The following is a 15323-nucleotide window of genomic DNA, read 5'->3' on the forward strand; positions in this document are numbered from 1 at the left end:
CCCTCGCACACCGCGTCGATCTTCCCGTCGCCGTTGATGTCGTACGGGTCGGTGCACGGCGCCGCGTCCGCCTGGCTCGGTCACTTCTTGACGGCGTCGAGAGCGTCGACGACACCGGAGCCGTAGTAGCCGTTGTAGTTCTCGCCGCCCTCACAGGTGGTGGCCTCGACCCACTTGCCGGCCGAGTCGTAGATGTGCGTCGGGCAGCCCGGGTTGTCGGCCTGCGCCTTGAGCAGCGCCTGGAGCTGCGCCGGGGTCGCCTTCGGGTGCGCGCTCTTCAGCAGCGCGGCTACGCCCGCGACGTGCGGGGTGGCCATCGAGGTGCCCTGCTTGTAGCCGTAGCCGCCGTTCAGGACGGTCGACAGGACCCGGCCGTTGGCGTCCGGCGTGGCCGGGATCTGCCACTTGTCGCCGCCGGGGGCCGCGACGTCGGCGACGCCGTACCCGTAACTGGAGTAGTACGACTTGACGTTCTTGTCGCCCGTCGCGGTGACCGTCATGACGCCCGGCAGCTGGGTCGGTACGTCCAAGCACTCGGACGGGTCGATGACGCGCTTGACCGGTGTCGTGTCATTGGGGCTCGACTCGTCGACGATCTCGTCGGCCGACAGGTCGAAGTTCGAGTTGCCCGCCGCCGCGACATTCAGGGCACCCTTGCGCTCCGCGTACTTCGTGGCGCGGGTGAGGGCGTCAAGCAGCGCCTTCTGGTCCGGGTCGTCCTCGCAGTTGAACATCCACGGGTCGACGTAATAGCTGTTGTTCGTTACGTCGATGTCGTTCTCTGCCGCCCACACGAAGCCGCAGACGACCGCCTCGGTGAAGAAGAGGCTGGTGCCCGGCTCACTGACCTTGATGCCCGCGAGCTTCACGCCCGGCGCGACACCGGCGACGCCGAGTCCGTTGCGCGGAGCGGCGATCGTACCGGCGACGTGCGTGCCGTGGTCACTGCCGTCGGTGTACGGACGCCAGGCGCCCTCCGAGGAGTCCGCGACGCCGCCGACACAGTTGGCCGACTGGGACTTGGAGAAGTTCGGCGCGAGGTCCGGGTGCGTGTCGTCGACACCCGTGTCGATCACGCCGACGGTGACCTTGCTGCTGCCGTCGTTGACCTTGGCGGCCTTGTCCGCACCGATCGCGCGGATGTCCCACTGGTTGGCCTCCAGCGGCTCCTGACCGGGCGCCGCGGCGGCCTCGGCCTTTGCCGCCTCGGCCGCGGACAGCTTCTGGGTGGTTCCTTCCTCGGTGATACCGACCGGCGTGAGCGGGGCGGTGCGGGTCGCGCCCGCGGAAGCCACGCCCCTGGCGGCACGTATCTGCTTGCCGAAGTCCGGGTTCTGCGAGTGGACGACGATGACACCTATCTGGTCGTAGGCGTGCACCACGGTGCCACCGGCCGCGGCGATCGCCCGCTTCACCGACGCGCCGTGCCCACCCTTGGTGTTGACCACGTACGACAGCTTCGGACCTGTGGCGGTCGAGGCCGCCGTCACGGCGGGGCCGTCCAGCGGTGCGGCCGAGGCGGCCGCTCCGGGCAGGAAGCCGAGCGTAGCCGTGAGAGCCAGTCCGACGGGCAGGGCCAGTGTGCGCTGCCGCCTGGATCCCAGATGAGCCATGGGTTCTCCACATCATCCGTAAGAGCCGCCCATGCGCGGGTGCACATGAGCGGGTACATGACGAGTGAAGCTAGCGCCGATCATGCGTTCGTATCAACGTGTTGGGAAAAGAAATGGCGGATGCCGAACCGAGTCGTGATGCCATCCGTGCCGTTGTCAGGGGGACGAGCACCACAAGCCCCCCCACCAGTGAGGTCACATTGCCCACCCCACCGAACCCACCCACCGCACCCGCGTCGCGAGGAGATTCCGTGGCAACCGATGCACCACCACCGCCCCAGGGCGGCCCGGGCCTGATCCGGACAGGGCACACGACGGAGGAATTCGTCGAGGTGCAGGAGAGCACCGAATTCGGTGAACTGCGCCGTGCCCACCGTTCCTTCGCCTTCCCCCTGACGATCGCCTTCATCGCCTGGTACCTGCTGTACGTCCTGCTGTCCAATTACGCGGGCGGCTTCATGGGAACCAAGCTCTTCGGCAACATCAACGTGGCCCTCGTCCTCGGCCTCGCCCAGTTCGCGACCACCTTCCTCATCGCCTGGTTCTACTCGCGGCACGCCGCCACGCAGCTCGACCCGAAGTCCGAGGCGATCAAGTCCCGTCTGGAGAGCGACGCATGAGCCCCGCGCTGACCACGGCGACCACTGTGCAGCTCGCCGCCGCCGGCGACGCCAGCGAGCACCGGCCGCTTATCATCACCCTCTTCGGTCTTTTCGTCGTCGCCACCCTCTTCATCACGGTCTGGGCGGGCCGTCAGACCAAGAGCGCCTCCGACTTCTACGCCGGCGGCCGCCAGTTCACCGGATTCCAGAACGGCCTCGCCATCTCCGGCGACTACATGTCCGCCGCGTCCTTCCTCGGCATCGCCGGCGCCATCGCCCTCTTCGGTTACGACGGCTTTCTCTACTCCATCGGCTTCCTGGTCGCCTGGCTGGTCGCGCTGCTCCTCGTCGCCGAGCCGCTGCGCAACTCCGGCCGCTACACGATGGGCGACGTCCTCGCGTACCGCATGCGCCAGCGCCCCGTGCGCACCGCCGCGGGCACCTCCACCATCGTCGTGTCGATCTTCTACCTGCTCGCGCAGATGGCGGGCGCGGGCGTACTGGTCTCGCTGCTCCTCGGCATCACCAGCGACGCCGGCAAGATCCTTATCGTCGCCCTCGTCGGCGTGCTGATGATCGTGTACGTCACCATCGGCGGCATGAAGGGCACCACCTGGGTCCAGATGGTGAAGGCCGTCCTCCTCATCGCGGGCACCTTGCTGATCACTTTCCTGATCCTGCTGAAGTTCAACTTCAACCTCTCCGACCTGCTCGGTACGGCGGCCTCCAACAGCGGCAAGGGCTCCGCGTTCCTGGAGCCGGGTCTCAAGTACGGCCTCACCGCCACCTCGAAGCTCGACTTCATCTCGCTCGGCATCGCCCTGGTCCTCGGCACCGCCGGCCTGCCGCACATCCTGATCCGCTTCTACACGGTCCCCACGGCCAAGGCCGCCCGTAAGTCGGTGAACTGGGCGATCGGCATCATCGGCGCCTTCTACCTGATGACGATCGTGCTCGGCTTCGGCGCCGCCGCGATCCTCAAGCCCGGCGAAATCATCGCGTCCAACAAGGCCGGCAACACGGCGGCCCCGCTCGCCGCGCTGGAGATCGGCGGCGGCGCCGGCTCCACGGGCGGCGCGATCCTGCTCGCCGTGATCTCCGCCGTCGCGTTCGCCACCATCCTCGCGGTGGTAGCGGGTCTCACCCTGGCCTCCTCGTCGTCGTTCGCGCACGACATCTACGCCAACGTCATCCGGCGCGGCAAGGCCACCGAGAAGGAAGAGGTACGGGCCGCACGCTGGGCGACGGTCGCCATCGGCGTCGTCTCCATCGCGCTCGGCGCCCTCGCCCGCGACCTGAACGTGGCCGGTCTGGTCGCCCTCGCCTTCGCGGTCGCCGCGTCCGCCAACCTGCCGACGATCCTCTACAGCCTCTTCTGGAAGAAGTTCACGACGCAGGGCGCCCTGTGGTCCATCTACGGCGGCCTGGTCACCTCCGTGGGCCTCGTGCTGTTCTCGCCCGTCGTGTCCGGCAAGCCGTCGTCGATGTTCCCGAGTGCGGACTTCGCGTGGTTCCCGCTGGAGAACCCGGGCCTGATCTCGATCCCGCTCGGCTTCGTGCTCGGGTGGCTCGGGTCCGTACTGTCGAAGGACGAGCCGGACAAGGGGAAGTACGCGGAGCTGGAGGTCAAGTCACTCACCGGCATCGGCGCGCACTGAGCGTACCGACCGCACTGACCGCACCTCCTTTCCCACAGCGGGGGCCTTGTGGCCGCGTCGTAGAGTCATACGACGCGGCCACACCGCTCCCGTGGTATCGGAGCCCTGTCGTTGTCAGAGGTGTCGCGTAGGCTCGACAACGTTCGAGAAAGACGAATTCCGGATCGGGGAGTGGGTCGAGGGTGCTTATCGACACTTATGGCCGAGTAGCCACTGACCTGCGCGTTTCGCTCACCGACCGCTGCAACCTGCGCTGTACGTACTGCATGCCCGAGGAGGGTCTGCAGTGGCTGGCGAAGCCGGACCTGCTCACGGACGACGAGATCGTGCGGCTGATCGGCATCGCGGTGACCGACCTCGGCGTGACCGAGGTGCGCTTCACCGGCGGCGAGCCGCTGCTGCGCCCCGGTCTGGTCGGGATAGTCGAGCGCTGCGCCGCGCTCGCGCCGCGCCCCAAGATGTCCCTCACCACCAACGGGATCGGCCTCAAGCGCACCGCCGTCGCCCTCAAGGCGGCCGGCCTGGACCGGGTCAACGTCTCTCTCGACACCCTGCGCCCCGACGTCTTCAAGACCCTCACCCGCCGCGACCGCCACCACGACGTCATCGACGGCATGGCGGCCGCCCGCGACGCGGGCCTGACCCCGGTCAAGGTCAATGCCGTACTGATGCCCGGGCTCAACGACGACGAGGCCCCCGACCTGCTCGCCTGGGCCGTCGAGAACGCGTACGAGATGCGCTTCATCGAGCAGATGCCGCTCGACGCCCAGCACGGCTGGAAGCGCGACGGCATGATCACCGCCGGTGACATCCTGGAGTCTCTGCGTACCCGCTTCACGCTCACCGCCGAGGGCGAGGACGAGCGCGGCTCGGCGCCCGCCGAGCGCTGGGTCGTCGACGGCGGCCCGCACCGCGTCGGCGTCATCGCCTCCGTCACCAGGCCGTTCTGCCGGGCGTGCGACCGGACCCGGCTCACCGCCGACGGTCAGGTACGCACGTGCCTGTTCGCCCGCGAGGAGTCGGACCTGCGCGGCGCCCTGCGCTCCGGTGCCCCGGACGAGGAGATCGCCAGGCTGTGGAAGCTGGCGATGTGGGGCAAGAAGGCGGGCTCCGGTCTCGACGATCCGTCCTTCCTGCAGCCCGACCGCCCCATGTCAGCCATCGGAGGCTAAAGCGCCCATTAGTCGCCTCCGGCGACGGAGGCCTCCCACTCCTCCAGCGTCACGACGTCCTTCAGGAAGCCGCGTACGCCGAGGAATTGGGACAGGTGCTCCCGGTGCTCGTCGCACGCGAGCCACGTCTTGCGGCGCTCCGGAGTGTGCAGCTTCGGGTTGTTCCAGGCGAGAACCCAGACGGCGGCGGAGCGGCAGCCCTTGGCGGAGCAGACGGTGGCGCCGGCATCGGCCGAACCGGGGAAAAGAAGGGAATCAGGGGAGTTCACGCACTCAACCCTAGGTCAAAAAGGGCGACGCCGAGCAGCCACGGGGGGAGCTGCCCGGCGTCGGTCCGTCGCTCCGACGGGGGATGCGGAGCGCCTACGAAGTATGTCACGCGACATGGGGTGTGGTGCACCGGAACTTCATGATTGATCTGAGCTTTTATTGAGCTTTGCAGACCGGGCGCGATCAACTCTGTTCGTGCGGCTCTTGCTCACGGCCCGGTTCCGGGGCCTCCGGGGCCGGTTCCTCGGCGGCCGGTTCGGCGGGGCGTTCCAGGGCCGGCCGGACGGGCGTCGGGATGTAGGTGGAGGGGAGCGAAGAGGCATTCTCCCGGCCGCCGTTGGCGATGACCACGGCGATGTACGGGAGGACGAGGCCCAGAGCCAGGGCCACGATCGCGACGTACCGCTCCACGTCCCACAGGACCGCGGCCAGGATCACGGCGACCGTCCGTACCGACATGGAGATCACATAGCGGCGCTGGCGGCGGCGCACGTCGTCGGCCAGCCCCGGCCGGGCTCCGGTGATCCGGAAGACCTCGGTTCCGCTGTGCTTCCGCATCACGTTCCACCACCCGATTCCGCGCCGGACGTTCCCTGACCGGACGCTTCCCACGGTACGCCGACGGTCCGCCGCGTTCGAGCTCGGGGCGTCCCTTACCTGCGCGTACGCCCACCGCCGGATCACGTATGGCGGCGTCCGGCATGCGCTGTACGGGCGGCCGTCCGAGACTGGGCACCACATGCGCACACCGCGCCGCATGAGGAGGCGACATGAGTTGGTTGTGGGCAATCATCGTGGGTCTGGTCCTCGGTCTGCTCGCCAAGGCGATCATCCCCGGCAAACAGCAGATCCCGCTGTGGCTGACGGTGGTGTTCGGCATTCTCGGCAGCATCGTCGGCAACTCTGTCGCCGCGGGCATCGGCGTCGACGACACCAAGGGGATCGACTGGATCCGGCATCTGCTCCAGTTGATCGGCGCCATCGTGATCGTCGGAGTGGGCGACATGCTCTGGGCATCGATGAAGGGCAAGAAACACCGGACGACCTGAGCGATCTGCATCTGTACGCCGTACGCCGTACGTACAGCCATACAGACAAAGAGAAGCGGCCGGGCGTGGAATCCCACGCTCCGGCCGCTTCTCTTCGCGCGAGTGACTCAGCCGGCCGCGACCTCGATCGCCGCCAGGTTCTTCTTTCCGCGCCGCAGCACGAGCCAGCGGCCGTGGAGCAGGTCATCGGGCGCCGGTACGGCGTCCTCGTCGGCGACCTTGACGTTGTTCACGTAGGCCCCGCCCTCCTTGACCGTGCGGCGGGCGGCCGACTTGCTCGGGGCCAGCCCGACCTCCACGAAGAGGTCCACGACGGACCCGAGCTCCGCGACCTTGGCGTGCGGCAGCTCGGACAGCGAAGCGGCCAGCGTCGCCTCGTCCAGACCGGCGAGCTCGCCCTGCCCGAACAGCGCCTTCGACGCCGCGACGACCGCCGCGCACTGCTCGGCGCCGTGCACCAGCGTCGTCAGCTCCTCGGCCAGCGCACGCTGGGCGGCGCGGGCCTGGGGCCGCTCCTCGGTGAGCTTCTCCAGCTCTTCGAGCTCGGTGCGGCTCTTGAAACTGAGGATGCGCAGGTACGGCGAGATATCCCGGTCGTCCACGTTCAGCCAGAACTGGTAGAACGCGTACGGCGTGGTCATCTCCGGGTCGAGCCACACGGCGCCGCTCTCGGACTTGCCGAACTTGGTGCCGTCCGCCTTGACCATCAGCGGCGTCGCCAGCGCGTGCACGTTCGCGTGCGGCTCCAGGCGGTGGATCAGGTCGAGACCCGCCGTGAGGTTGCCCCACTGGTCACTGCCGCCCTGCTGGAGCGTGCAGCCGTAGCGCCGGTACAGCTCCAGGAAGTCCATGCCCTGGAGCAGCTGGTAGCTGAACTCCGTGTAGCTGATGCCCTGGTCGGACTCCAGCCGCCGGGCGACCGAGTCCTTCGCGAGCATCTTGCTGACCCGGAAGTGCTTGCCGATGTCCCGCAGGAACTCGATCGCGGACATGCCCGCGGTCCAGTCCAGATTGTTGACCATGACGGCCGCGTTCGGGCCCTCGAAGGACAGGAAGGGCTCGATCTGGCCGCGCAGCCGCGTCACCCAGTTCGCGATCGTCTCCGGGTCGTTCAAAGTGCGCTCCGCGGTCGGCCGCGGGTCACCGATCTGGCCGGTGGCCCCGCCCACCAGGGCGATCGGCCGGTGCCCGGCCTGCTGGAGCCTGCGCACGGTGAGGACCTGCACCAGGTGCCCCACGTGCAGACTGGCCGCCGTCGGGTCGAAGCCGCAATAGAACGTGACCGGACCGTCCGCGAGCGCCTTGCGCAGTGCGTCCTCGTCAGTGGACTGGGCGAACAGCCCGCGCCACTTCAGCTCGTCGACGATGTCCGTCACGGTCTTGACTCTCCTTGAACGTTGAGGATTACTCTCGGCCAGTCTATGGGGGTCATACGCCCTTGCTGACCGAGCTCATGTTGAAGTCCGGGATGCGCAGCGCGGGCATTGAGGCCCGGGTGAACCAGTCGCCCCACTCGCGCGGCAGCGTCTTCTCACTGCGCCCGGCCTCGGCGGCCCGCGACAGCAGGTCGACCGGCGACTCGTTGAACCGGAAGTTGTTCACCTGGCCGACGACCTCGCCGTTCTCGACGAGATAGACACCGTCCCGGGTCAGTCCGGTCAGCAGCAGCGTCGCCGGGTCGACCTCGCGGATGTACCAGAGGCAGGTCAGCAGCAGCCCGCGCTCCGTACCGGCCACCATCTCCTCCAGCGACCGCTCACCCCCGCCGTCGAGGATGAGATTGCCGATCGCCGGGGCCACCGGCAGCCCGGTCAGCCCCGCGCTGTGCCGCGTCGAGATCAGACGCTCCAGCCTGCCGTCCCGCATCCAGTCCGTCGGAGTCAGCGGCAGCCCGTTGTCGAAGACGGACGAGTCGTCCCCCGAGGAGTGCGCGACGACGAAGGGCGCCGACTCCAGGCCGGGCTCGTTCGGGTCGCTGCGCAGCGTCAGCGGCAGCTCGGACAACGTCTCACCCACCCGAGTCCCTCCGCCGGGCTTGCTGAACACCGTCCGCCCCTCCGCGGCGTCCCGGGCCGCCGACGACCACATCTGATAAACGAGCAGGTCGGCGACGGCGGTGGGCGGCAGCAGCGTCTCGTACCGCCCCGCCGGGAGTTCGATCAGACGCTCGGCCCAGCCGAGCCGCCGGGCCAGATCGGCGTCGACGGCGGCCGGGTCCACGTCCTTGAAGTCCCGCGTGGAGTACCCGGCCCAGGCGGAGCGCGTACGGTCCGGCGACTTGGCGTTGATCTCCAGCGTGCCGTTGGGCTGGTCGTGACGCAGGCGCAGACCCGTCGACGTACCGAGATAGGTCGACGTCATCTCGTGGTTCGCGAAGCCGTACAGCTCGCGGCCCCCGGCCCTGGCGCGGGCGAAGGCCTCGCCGAGCGCGGGCGCGAAGTCGGTGAAGACGCTGGAGGAGGTTTCGGCGGGCGCGTCCCTGAAGTCCGGGGAGTCCGGCACCCCGGACACCAGCGGCTGGGCGTCCTCCGCCGGCCCGGCGCCACGCGCCGCGGCCTCGGCGGCCCGTACCAGCGGCTCAAGATCATCAGCGGTCACGGCAGACCGCGACACCACCCCGGACGCGGTGCCTTCCTTACCGTCGACGGTCGCGATGACGGTGAGGGTACGCCCGCGAGTGACGCCGTTGGTCGTCAGCGCGTTTCCCGCCCAGCGCAGATTGGCGGAGGAATCCTCGTCGGCGATGACGACGCAGCCGTCGGCCGTGGACAGCTCCAGCGCCCGCTCGACGATCTCGTACGGCTTGGCTGTGCGGCTCATCGACCGGCCTCCTGCGCTGTATTGAGGATGTTGACGCCGCGGAAGAGGGCTGAGGGGCAGCCGTGCGAAACGGCCGCGACCTGGCCGGGTTGCGCCTTGCCGCAGTTGAAGGCGCCGCCGAGGACGTACGTCTGGGGGCCGCCGACCTTCTCCATCGAGCCCCAGAAGTCGGTGGTCGTCGCCTGGTAGGCGACATCGCGCAGCTGACCCGCGAGCCGGCCGTTCTCGATCCGGAAGAAGCGCTGGCCGGTGAATTGAAAATTGTATCGCTGCATATCGATGGACCAGGACCGGTCACCGATCACATAGATACCGCGCTCGACGCCCCCGATCAGATCCTCCGTCGAAAGCCCGCCCGGATCAGGTTTCAGCGACACATTGGCCATCCGCTGCACCGGCACATGCGCGGGCGAGTCGGCGTACGCGCACCCGTTCGACCGCCCGAGCCCCGTCAGCTTCGCGATACGCCGGTCCAGCTGGTAGCCGGTGAGCGTGCCGTCCTTGATCAGGTCCCAGGACTGCGCCTCGACGCCCTCGTCGTCGTACCCGACCGTCGCGAGCCCGTGCTCGGCGGTCCTGTCACCCGTCACGTTCATGATCGGCGACCCGTACGCCAGCTTCCCGAGCTGGTCGAAGGTCGCGAAGGAGGTCCCGGCGTACGCCGCCTCGTAGCCCAGCGCACGGTCCAGCTCGGTCGCGTGCCCGATCGACTCATGGATGGTCAGCCACAGATTGGACGGATCCACCACCAGGTCGTACGTCCCGGGCTCCACACCCGGCGCCCGCATCTTCTCGGCGAGCAGCGACGGGATCCGCTCCAGCTCGGCGTCCCAGTCCCATCCGGTCCCCAGCAGGTACTCCCACCCCCGCCCGACCGGCGGCGCGATGGTCCGCATGGAGTCGAACTCACCACTCGTCGCGTCCACCGCGACCGCGGTGAGCTGCGGATGCAGCCGCACCCGCTGCTGGGTGGTGACGGTGCCGGCGGTGTCCGCGTAGAACTTGTTCTCCTGCACGGTCAGCAGCGAGGCGTCCACATGCGCGACGCCGTCGGCGGCCAGCAGCCGCGCGCTCCACTCCGCGAGCAGCCCCGACTTCTCCTCGTCCGGCACATCGAAGGGATTGATGTCGTACGCCGAAACCCACGTCCGGTCGGCGTGCACCGGCTCGTCGGCCAGCTCCACGCGCTCGTCGGAGCCAGCCGCCTTGATCACCTTCGCCGACAACTTGGCCATCGCCACGGCCTGCCCCGCGACCCGCGCGGCGGCGTCCATGCTGAGGTCCACCCCGGACGCGAAACCCCAGCTGCCGCCGTGCACCACCCGTACCGCGTACCCGAGGTCAGTGGTGTCGGAGGAACCCGACGGCTTGGCATCGCGCAGCCGCCACGCCGCGCTGCGCACCCGCTCGAAGCGGAAATCGGCATGGTCGGCGCCCAGCGCCCGGGCACGCGCGAGCGCCGCGTCGGCGAGCGCGCGCAGCGGCAGCGCCGTGAACGCTTCGTCGATGGAATGAGGCACAGAGACTCCTGTCGTCGGGACCGGTCCCTCAGATCATGTCGCGCCCGGCGGCCCGTTGCCCACCGCTTTCTGTAGAGACCCGACAGTGACTTCTCCGTGGCGCTGTCAGGGGTCGATTCTCCGTACGTGGTCCGGTACCGATAGTTTCGGTCAGTACCAGACCGCTATCGAAAGGGTGATCCGTTGAGCCGCTCGGTTCTCGTCACCGGAGGAAACCGGGGCATCGGCCTCGCCATCGCCCGCGCTTTCGCCGACGCCGGCGACAAGGTCGCGTTCACGTACCGTTCCGGCGAACCGCCGGCCGCCCTCACCGAACTCGGTTGCCTCGCCGTCAGGTGCGACATCACCGACACGGAGCAGGTGGAGCAGGCCTACAAGGAGATCGAGGAGAAGCACGGTCCCGTGGAGGTGCTGGTGGCCAACGCCGGCGTCACCAAGGACCAGCTCCTCATGCGCATGTCCGAGGAGGACTTCACGTCCGTCCTCGACACCAACCTCACCGGCACCTTCCGGGTCGTCAAGCGCGCCAACCGCGGCATGCTGCGCGCCAAGAAGGGGAGGGTCGTACTGATCTCCTCCGTCGTCGGGCTCCTCGGCTCGGCCGGGCAGGCGAACTACGCCGCCTCCAAGGCCGGTCTGGTCGGCTTCGCGCGTTCCCTCGCCCGTGAGCTGGGCTCGCGCAACATCACCTTCAACGTCGTCGCGCCCGGGTTTGTCGACACCGACATGACCGGGGTGCTCACGGACGAGCAGCGTAAGGGCATCGTCGCCCAGGTGCCGCTCGGCCGTTACGCGCAGCCGGAGGAGATCGCCGCCGCCGTGCGCTTCCTCTCCTCCGACGACGCGTCGTACATCACTGGAGCCGTCATCCCGGTTGACGGCGGATTGGGCATGGGTCACTGATCACATGAGTGGAATTCTCGACGGCAAGCGCATCCTCATCACGGGTGTGCTGATGGAGTCCTCCATCGCCTTCCACACCGCCAAGATGGCCCAGGAGCAGGGTGCCGAAGTCATCCTGACCGCCTTTCCCCGCCCCACGCTGACCGAGCGCATCGCGCGGAAGCTGCCGAAGCCGGCCAAGGTCATCGAGCTGGACGTCACGAACACCGAGCACCTGGACCGGCTGGAAGGCCTGGTCCGCGCGGAGCTCGGCGGCCTCGACGGCGTCGTCCACTCCATCGGCTTCGCGCCGCAGGACGCGCTCGGCGGCAACTTCCTCAACACGCCCTTCGAGTCCGTCGCCACCGCGATGCACGTCTCGGCGTTCTCGCTGAAGTCGCTCACCATGGCGTGCCGCCCGCTGATGGGCAGCGGCAGCTCGGTCGTCGGCCTCACCTTCGACGCCCAGTTCGCCTGGCCGCAGTACGACTGGATGGGCCCCGCCAAGGCCGCGCTGGAGGCCACCTCCCGCTACCTCGCCCGTGACCTGGGTCCGGACAACATCCGGTGCAACCTGATCTCCGCCGGACCGATCGGCTCCATGGCCGCCAAGTCCATCCCCGGCTTCGCGGAGCTCGCGAGCGTCTGGGACAACCGCTCCCCGCTGAAGTGGGACATGTCCGACCCGGAGCCGGCCGGTCGCGGCGTCGTCGCGCTGCTCTCCGACTGGTTCCCGATGACGACGGGCGAGATCGTCCACGTCGACGGCGGCCTGCACGCAGTCGGCGCGTAAGTACCCGGCTGTAGCTCTCATGAAGCCGCGCGACCGTCCAGCAGACGGCGCGCGGCTTCTGTGCGCTCCGGGTCGATCCGGATGCGTACGCCGTCGAAGTCCGGACCCCGGGTCGCGTCGAGCGCCATCCGGGACGTCGTACCGTCCGCCGTCGACGACGGGTCCAGCGGGCTGCCGGGCAGGCCGTCGATCATGAACACGTCGCGGTGCGGCTGGAGGTGGGTGGCCATCGCCCAGAGCACGTGCCCCGGCCGGCTCGCGCGCATGGCGACGTACGCGTGGAAGTGTGGGCCCGAGGTGGGGTAGTGCAGCGCGGTGACCTCGGGGAAGCGGTTCGTCAGCTTCTGGGCCATCGCCTGTCAACCCTCTGTGCGTGATCCGTCGCCTCAAGTCGAAAAGACGGGCAGCTGCCCTCAGACTGAGGGAACCGGGACATACCCGGCGCTCTGTGGGGAGGAGGTGGCGCATGTGCGCCCGTCGAACCGTCGAGCGGCAGCATTCGTGCTGGCCTCGGTCGCACTGGCCGGAATCGCTGCCCCAGTCGTTGCCCAGCGAGCAGCGGGTCCCGAGCACAAGCCCACGAAGAAGGTCGCCGAGAAGGTCACGCTTTTCGGTTCCACCTGCCGGACGGCCATCGAGGGCTCGCGTGTCGTCGCGTACTGCCACAACCCGTACCCCGAGTCCGACCTGGTCCAGCTGCACACCGAGTGCGACCGCTGGTGGGACATCGACGCGGACGGCTCACCCGTCGAGGTCGGTCCCGCGCAGACCGTGCGGCTGACCGACCGCTGCTGGAAGGAAGTCCGGGCGGCCTGGGTCAGCCACCACCGGATGTAGCGACGCGTACGCGCCGTACGCGGGCCGTACGCGCCTACACCCGGTCCCCGAGGCACTTGAGCGAGTACCCCGCCGCCTCGGTGGCCGCCGTCTCCGCGTCCCGTGCCCGGATCGCCTCGATCAGCTGCCCGTGATCCATGTGGTCCTCCGGGCGCAGCTCCTGGCCCACGTCCTCCCGCAGCCAGTCGCGCAGCAGGTCGCCGAGGTCGGCGTAGAGCCCGATGAGCACGTCGTTGTGCGAGGCGGCGACCACGGCCAGGTGCAGTGTCGCGTCCGCGCGGACGAACAGCTCCGCGTCGCCCGAGGCCCACGCCTCCTCCCGCCGCGCGAGCACCGCGTCCAGCTGCCGCACATCCCGCTCGGTACGCCGCTGAGCCGCGAGCCGGGCCGCCGACGACTCCAGGGTCGAGCGCAGCTCCGCGATATGGCGCGGGTCGGCGCCCGCGAACCGGCGGTGCATGACACCGGCGAGCTCGCTGGTGGCGATGACGTACGTACCGGATCCCTGCCGGATGTCCAGCAGCCCGTTGTGCGCCAGCGCCCGCACCGCCTCCCGGACGGTGTTGCGGGCCACGCCCAGCTGCTCGACCAGCTCGGGCTCGGTCGGGATGCGCGAGCCGACGGGCCACTCGCCCGAGGTGATCTGGTTGCGCAGCTCGGTGATCACCTGGTCGGCGAGAGCCGAACGCCGGGGAGAGGTCAGCGCCATGGTGTTCGTGCTCCTAGTTCAGGATTGGACAACCGACTGGACAACCAATCATCCCATGATTCTATGATGGCTTTCATGTCCCACGACGAGACCCGAACCCTGAACCCCGCCCCCGCAGCCCCCGTACAGCAGGAGCAGCCACGCCCGCGGTCGGTCTGGGTCACCCGGCTCGTGATCCTCGGACTCGTCCTCGCGGCGCTCAATCTCCGCCCGGCCATCACCAGCCTCGGCCCGCTCCTCGAAGAGGTACGCGCCGGCCTGGGCATGAGCGGCAGCGTCGCCGGCCTCCTGACCTCCGTACCGCCGCTCTGCTTCGCCGTCTTCGGTCTCACCGCACCCCGGCTCGCCCGCCGCTTCGGCCCCGGCGCGATCGTCTGCGCGGGCATGGCGGCCATCGCGCTCGGCCTGCTCATCCGCCCCTTCCTGGGTGGTACGCCCGGATTCCTCGCGGCCAGCGCACTGGCCCTCATGGGCATAGCACTCAGCAACATCCTGATGCCCGTCATCGTCAAGCGCTGGTTCCCCGACCGCGTCGGCCAGCTGACCGGCCTCTACTCGATGGCCCTCGCGCTCGGCACCGCGCTCGCAGCGGCCGCCACCGTCCCCATGACGCACGCGCTGGGCGGCAGTTGGCAGACCGGCCTCGCGGTGTGGGGCACCCTGGCCGCCGTCGCCGTACTGCCGTGGCTCGTCCTGACCCGCCACCCCAGTACCCGGTCGCCCAAGGGGCACACGGCCGCCGCCCAGGAGCAGGGGAACAGCGCCCCGGCCCCCACGCTGAGCATCACCCGCAGCCGTACGGCCTGGGCGCTCGCCTGCTTCTTCGGCCTCCAGGCCACCGCGGCGTACATCACCATGGGCTGGATGCCGCAGATCTTCCGCGACGCGGGAGTCTCCGCCGGCACGGCCGGTGTGCTGCTCGCCGTGACCATGGCGATGGGCATACCGCTGGCGTTCGTCATCCCGCGCGTCGCCTCCCGCATGCGCACCCAGGGCCCGATCGTCGTCGTCCTCGGCCTCTGCGGCCTCATGGGTTACGCCGGCCTCTACGTCGCCCCCGCCTCCGGCGCCTGGGCGTGGGCCCTGCTGCTCGGCGTCTCCAACTGCGCCTTCCCGCTGGCCCTGACCATGATCGGAATGCGGACCAGGAGCGGCGCGGGCGTCGTCCGCCTCTCCGCGTTCGCGCAGAGCACCGGCTACCTGTTCTCGATCCCGGGGCCGCTGCTGGTCGGCGTGCTCTACCAGCACAGCGGCAGCTGGGGCCTGCCGATCGGCCTCATGGCGGGCCTGATGGTGCCGCAGATTCTGGTCGGCGTGCTGGCCGGGCGTAACCGCACGATCGAGGACGAGCTGCGCTGACCCGGCCGGGGGCGGGCGCACAAAGGGTGCGAGACTGGC

Annotated in this window: 16 protein-coding genes; 8 read left to right on the forward strand and 8 right to left on the reverse strand. The window is 69.2% G+C overall.

Annotated elements, in window-relative coordinates; genetic code table 11:
* Positions 1-80: 80 nt before the first annotated feature.
* A complete protein-coding gene (locus J7E96_RS16365; RefSeq protein ID WP_215132108.1) occupies positions 81-1613 on the reverse strand; it encodes a S8 family serine peptidase in 1533 nt (510 codons plus the stop codon).
* A 251-nt stretch (positions 1614-1864) separates the two neighbouring features.
* Here J7E96_RS16365 and J7E96_RS16370 point away from each other — a divergent pair, with 251 nt between their 5' ends.
* The 3 genes from J7E96_RS16370 to moaA all read left to right on the forward strand — a co-directional run bounded on the left by J7E96_RS16370 (position 1865) and on the right by moaA (position 5045).
* Positions 1865-2233, forward strand: coding sequence for a DUF485 domain-containing protein (locus J7E96_RS16370; protein ID WP_215132110.1), 369 nt, complete (start codon positions 1865-1867; stop codon positions 2231-2233).
* Positions 2230-3873, forward strand: a complete 1644-nt coding sequence (locus tag J7E96_RS16375) for a cation acetate symporter (protein WP_215132112.1) — start codon at positions 2230-2232, stop codon at positions 3871-3873. Before J7E96_RS16370 ends, J7E96_RS16375 begins: the two co-directional genes overlap by 4 nt.
* Before the next feature lie 182 nt (positions 3874-4055).
* Positions 4056-5045 (forward strand): GTP 3',8-cyclase MoaA, encoded by a 990-nt coding sequence (moaA, locus tag J7E96_RS16380; protein WP_215132114.1) that lies wholly within the window; start codon positions 4056-4058, stop codon positions 5043-5045.
* 8 nt (positions 5046-5053) lie between these two features.
* Here moaA and J7E96_RS16385 read toward each other — a convergent pair whose 3' ends face one another.
* Both J7E96_RS16385 and J7E96_RS16390 read right to left on the reverse strand, forming a co-directional pair.
* A complete protein-coding gene (locus J7E96_RS16385) occupies positions 5054-5314 on the reverse strand; it encodes a hypothetical protein (RefSeq protein WP_215132116.1) in 261 nt (86 codons plus the stop codon).
* Positions 5315-5498: 184 nt separating this feature from the next.
* On the reverse strand, positions 5499-5873 hold the full coding sequence (locus J7E96_RS16390) for a DUF3099 domain-containing protein (protein ID WP_215132119.1): 375 nt from the start codon (positions 5871-5873) through the stop codon (positions 5499-5501).
* A 212-nt stretch (positions 5874-6085) separates the two neighbouring features.
* On the opposite strand from J7E96_RS16390, the gene J7E96_RS16395 reads away from it, so the two are divergent.
* On the forward strand, positions 6086-6364 hold the full coding sequence (locus J7E96_RS16395; protein WP_215132121.1) for a GlsB/YeaQ/YmgE family stress response membrane protein: 279 nt from the start codon (positions 6086-6088) through the stop codon (positions 6362-6364).
* 107 nt (positions 6365-6471) lie between these two features.
* Here the strand turns inward: J7E96_RS16395 and tyrS are convergent, their stop codons facing one another.
* The 3 genes from tyrS to J7E96_RS16410 are packed head-to-tail and all read right to left on the reverse strand — an operon-like array spanning position 6472 to position 10704.
* Positions 6472-7740 (reverse strand): tyrosine--tRNA ligase, encoded by a 1269-nt coding sequence (gene tyrS / locus J7E96_RS16400; protein ID WP_215132123.1) that lies wholly within the window; start codon positions 7738-7740, stop codon positions 6472-6474.
* A gap of 52 nt (positions 7741-7792) precedes the next feature.
* On the reverse strand, positions 7793-9184 hold the full coding sequence (locus J7E96_RS16405) for a metallopeptidase TldD-related protein (protein WP_215132125.1): 1392 nt from the start codon (positions 9182-9184) through the stop codon (positions 7793-7795).
* Positions 9181-10704, reverse strand: a complete 1524-nt coding sequence (locus J7E96_RS16410; RefSeq protein WP_215132127.1) for a TldD/PmbA family protein — start codon at positions 10702-10704, stop codon at positions 9181-9183. Before J7E96_RS16410 ends, J7E96_RS16405 begins: the two co-directional genes overlap by 4 nt.
* A 183-nt stretch (positions 10705-10887) precedes the next feature.
* On the opposite strand from J7E96_RS16410, the gene fabG reads away from it, so the two are divergent.
* Both fabG and fabI read left to right on the forward strand, forming a co-directional pair.
* On the forward strand, positions 10888-11607 hold the full coding sequence (gene fabG, locus J7E96_RS16415; RefSeq protein WP_215132129.1) for a 3-oxoacyl-[acyl-carrier-protein] reductase: 720 nt from the start codon (positions 10888-10890) through the stop codon (positions 11605-11607).
* 4 nt (positions 11608-11611) lie between these two features.
* Complete coding sequence (gene fabI, locus J7E96_RS16420; protein WP_215132131.1) at positions 11612-12379, forward strand: enoyl-ACP reductase FabI; 768 nt, start codon at positions 11612-11614, stop codon at positions 12377-12379.
* 17 nt (positions 12380-12396) lie between these two features.
* On the opposite strand, the gene J7E96_RS16425 is transcribed toward fabI, so the two are convergent.
* Positions 12397-12732 carry a hypothetical protein gene (locus tag J7E96_RS16425; protein ID WP_215132133.1) on the reverse strand — a complete coding sequence of 112 codons (336 nt, stop codon included), beginning with the start codon at positions 12730-12732 and terminating at the stop codon, positions 12397-12399.
* A gap of 115 nt (positions 12733-12847) precedes the next feature.
* Between J7E96_RS16425 and J7E96_RS16430 the strand changes: the two genes are divergently transcribed.
* Complete coding sequence (locus J7E96_RS16430; protein WP_215132135.1) at positions 12848-13216, forward strand: hypothetical protein; 369 nt, start codon at positions 12848-12850, stop codon at positions 13214-13216.
* A 34-nt stretch (positions 13217-13250) separates the two neighbouring features.
* On the opposite strand, the gene J7E96_RS16435 is transcribed toward J7E96_RS16430, so the two are convergent.
* A complete protein-coding gene (locus J7E96_RS16435) occupies positions 13251-13925 on the reverse strand; it encodes a FadR/GntR family transcriptional regulator (protein WP_215132137.1) in 675 nt (224 codons plus the stop codon).
* Between the two features lie 75 nt (positions 13926-14000).
* Here J7E96_RS16435 and J7E96_RS16440 point away from each other — a divergent pair, with 75 nt between their 5' ends.
* Positions 14001-15284 (forward strand): CynX/NimT family MFS transporter, encoded by a 1284-nt coding sequence (locus J7E96_RS16440; RefSeq protein WP_215132140.1) that lies wholly within the window; start codon positions 14001-14003, stop codon positions 15282-15284.
* The last annotated feature ends 39 nt before the right edge of the window (positions 15285-15323 follow it).

This window comes from Streptomyces sp. ISL-96 (assembly GCF_018614035.1).
Classification (GTDB): domain Bacteria; phylum Actinomycetota; class Actinomycetes; order Streptomycetales; family Streptomycetaceae; genus Streptomyces.

Excerpts from the sequence above, each read along its gene's own strand:
- J7E96_RS16365 (WP_215132108.1), bottom strand. The coding sequence starts at position 1,613 with ATGGCTCATCTGGGATCCAGGCGGCAGCGCACACTGGCCCTGCCCGTC.
- J7E96_RS16375 (WP_215132112.1), top strand. The coding sequence starts at position 2,230 with ATGAGCCCCGCGCTGACCACGGCGACCACTGTGCAGCTCGCCGCCGCC.
- J7E96_RS16390 (WP_215132119.1), bottom strand. The coding sequence starts at position 5,873 with ATGCGGAAGCACAGCGGAACCGAGGTCTTCCGGATCACCGGAGCCCGG.
- J7E96_RS16395 (WP_215132121.1), top strand. The coding sequence starts at position 6,086 with ATGAGTTGGTTGTGGGCAATCATCGTGGGTCTGGTCCTCGGTCTGCTC.
- J7E96_RS16405 (WP_215132125.1), bottom strand. The coding sequence starts at position 9,184 with ATGAGCCGCACAGCCAAGCCGTACGAGATCGTCGAGCGGGCGCTGGAG.
- fabI (WP_215132131.1), top strand. The coding sequence starts at position 11,612 with ATGAGTGGAATTCTCGACGGCAAGCGCATCCTCATCACGGGTGTGCTG.
- J7E96_RS16425 (WP_215132133.1), bottom strand. The coding sequence starts at position 12,732 with ATGGCCCAGAAGCTGACGAACCGCTTCCCCGAGGTCACCGCGCTGCAC.
- J7E96_RS16435 (WP_215132137.1), bottom strand. The coding sequence starts at position 13,925 with ATGGCGCTGACCTCTCCCCGGCGTTCGGCTCTCGCCGACCAGGTGATC.
- J7E96_RS16440 (WP_215132140.1), top strand. The coding sequence starts at position 14,001 with ATGTCCCACGACGAGACCCGAACCCTGAACCCCGCCCCCGCAGCCCCC.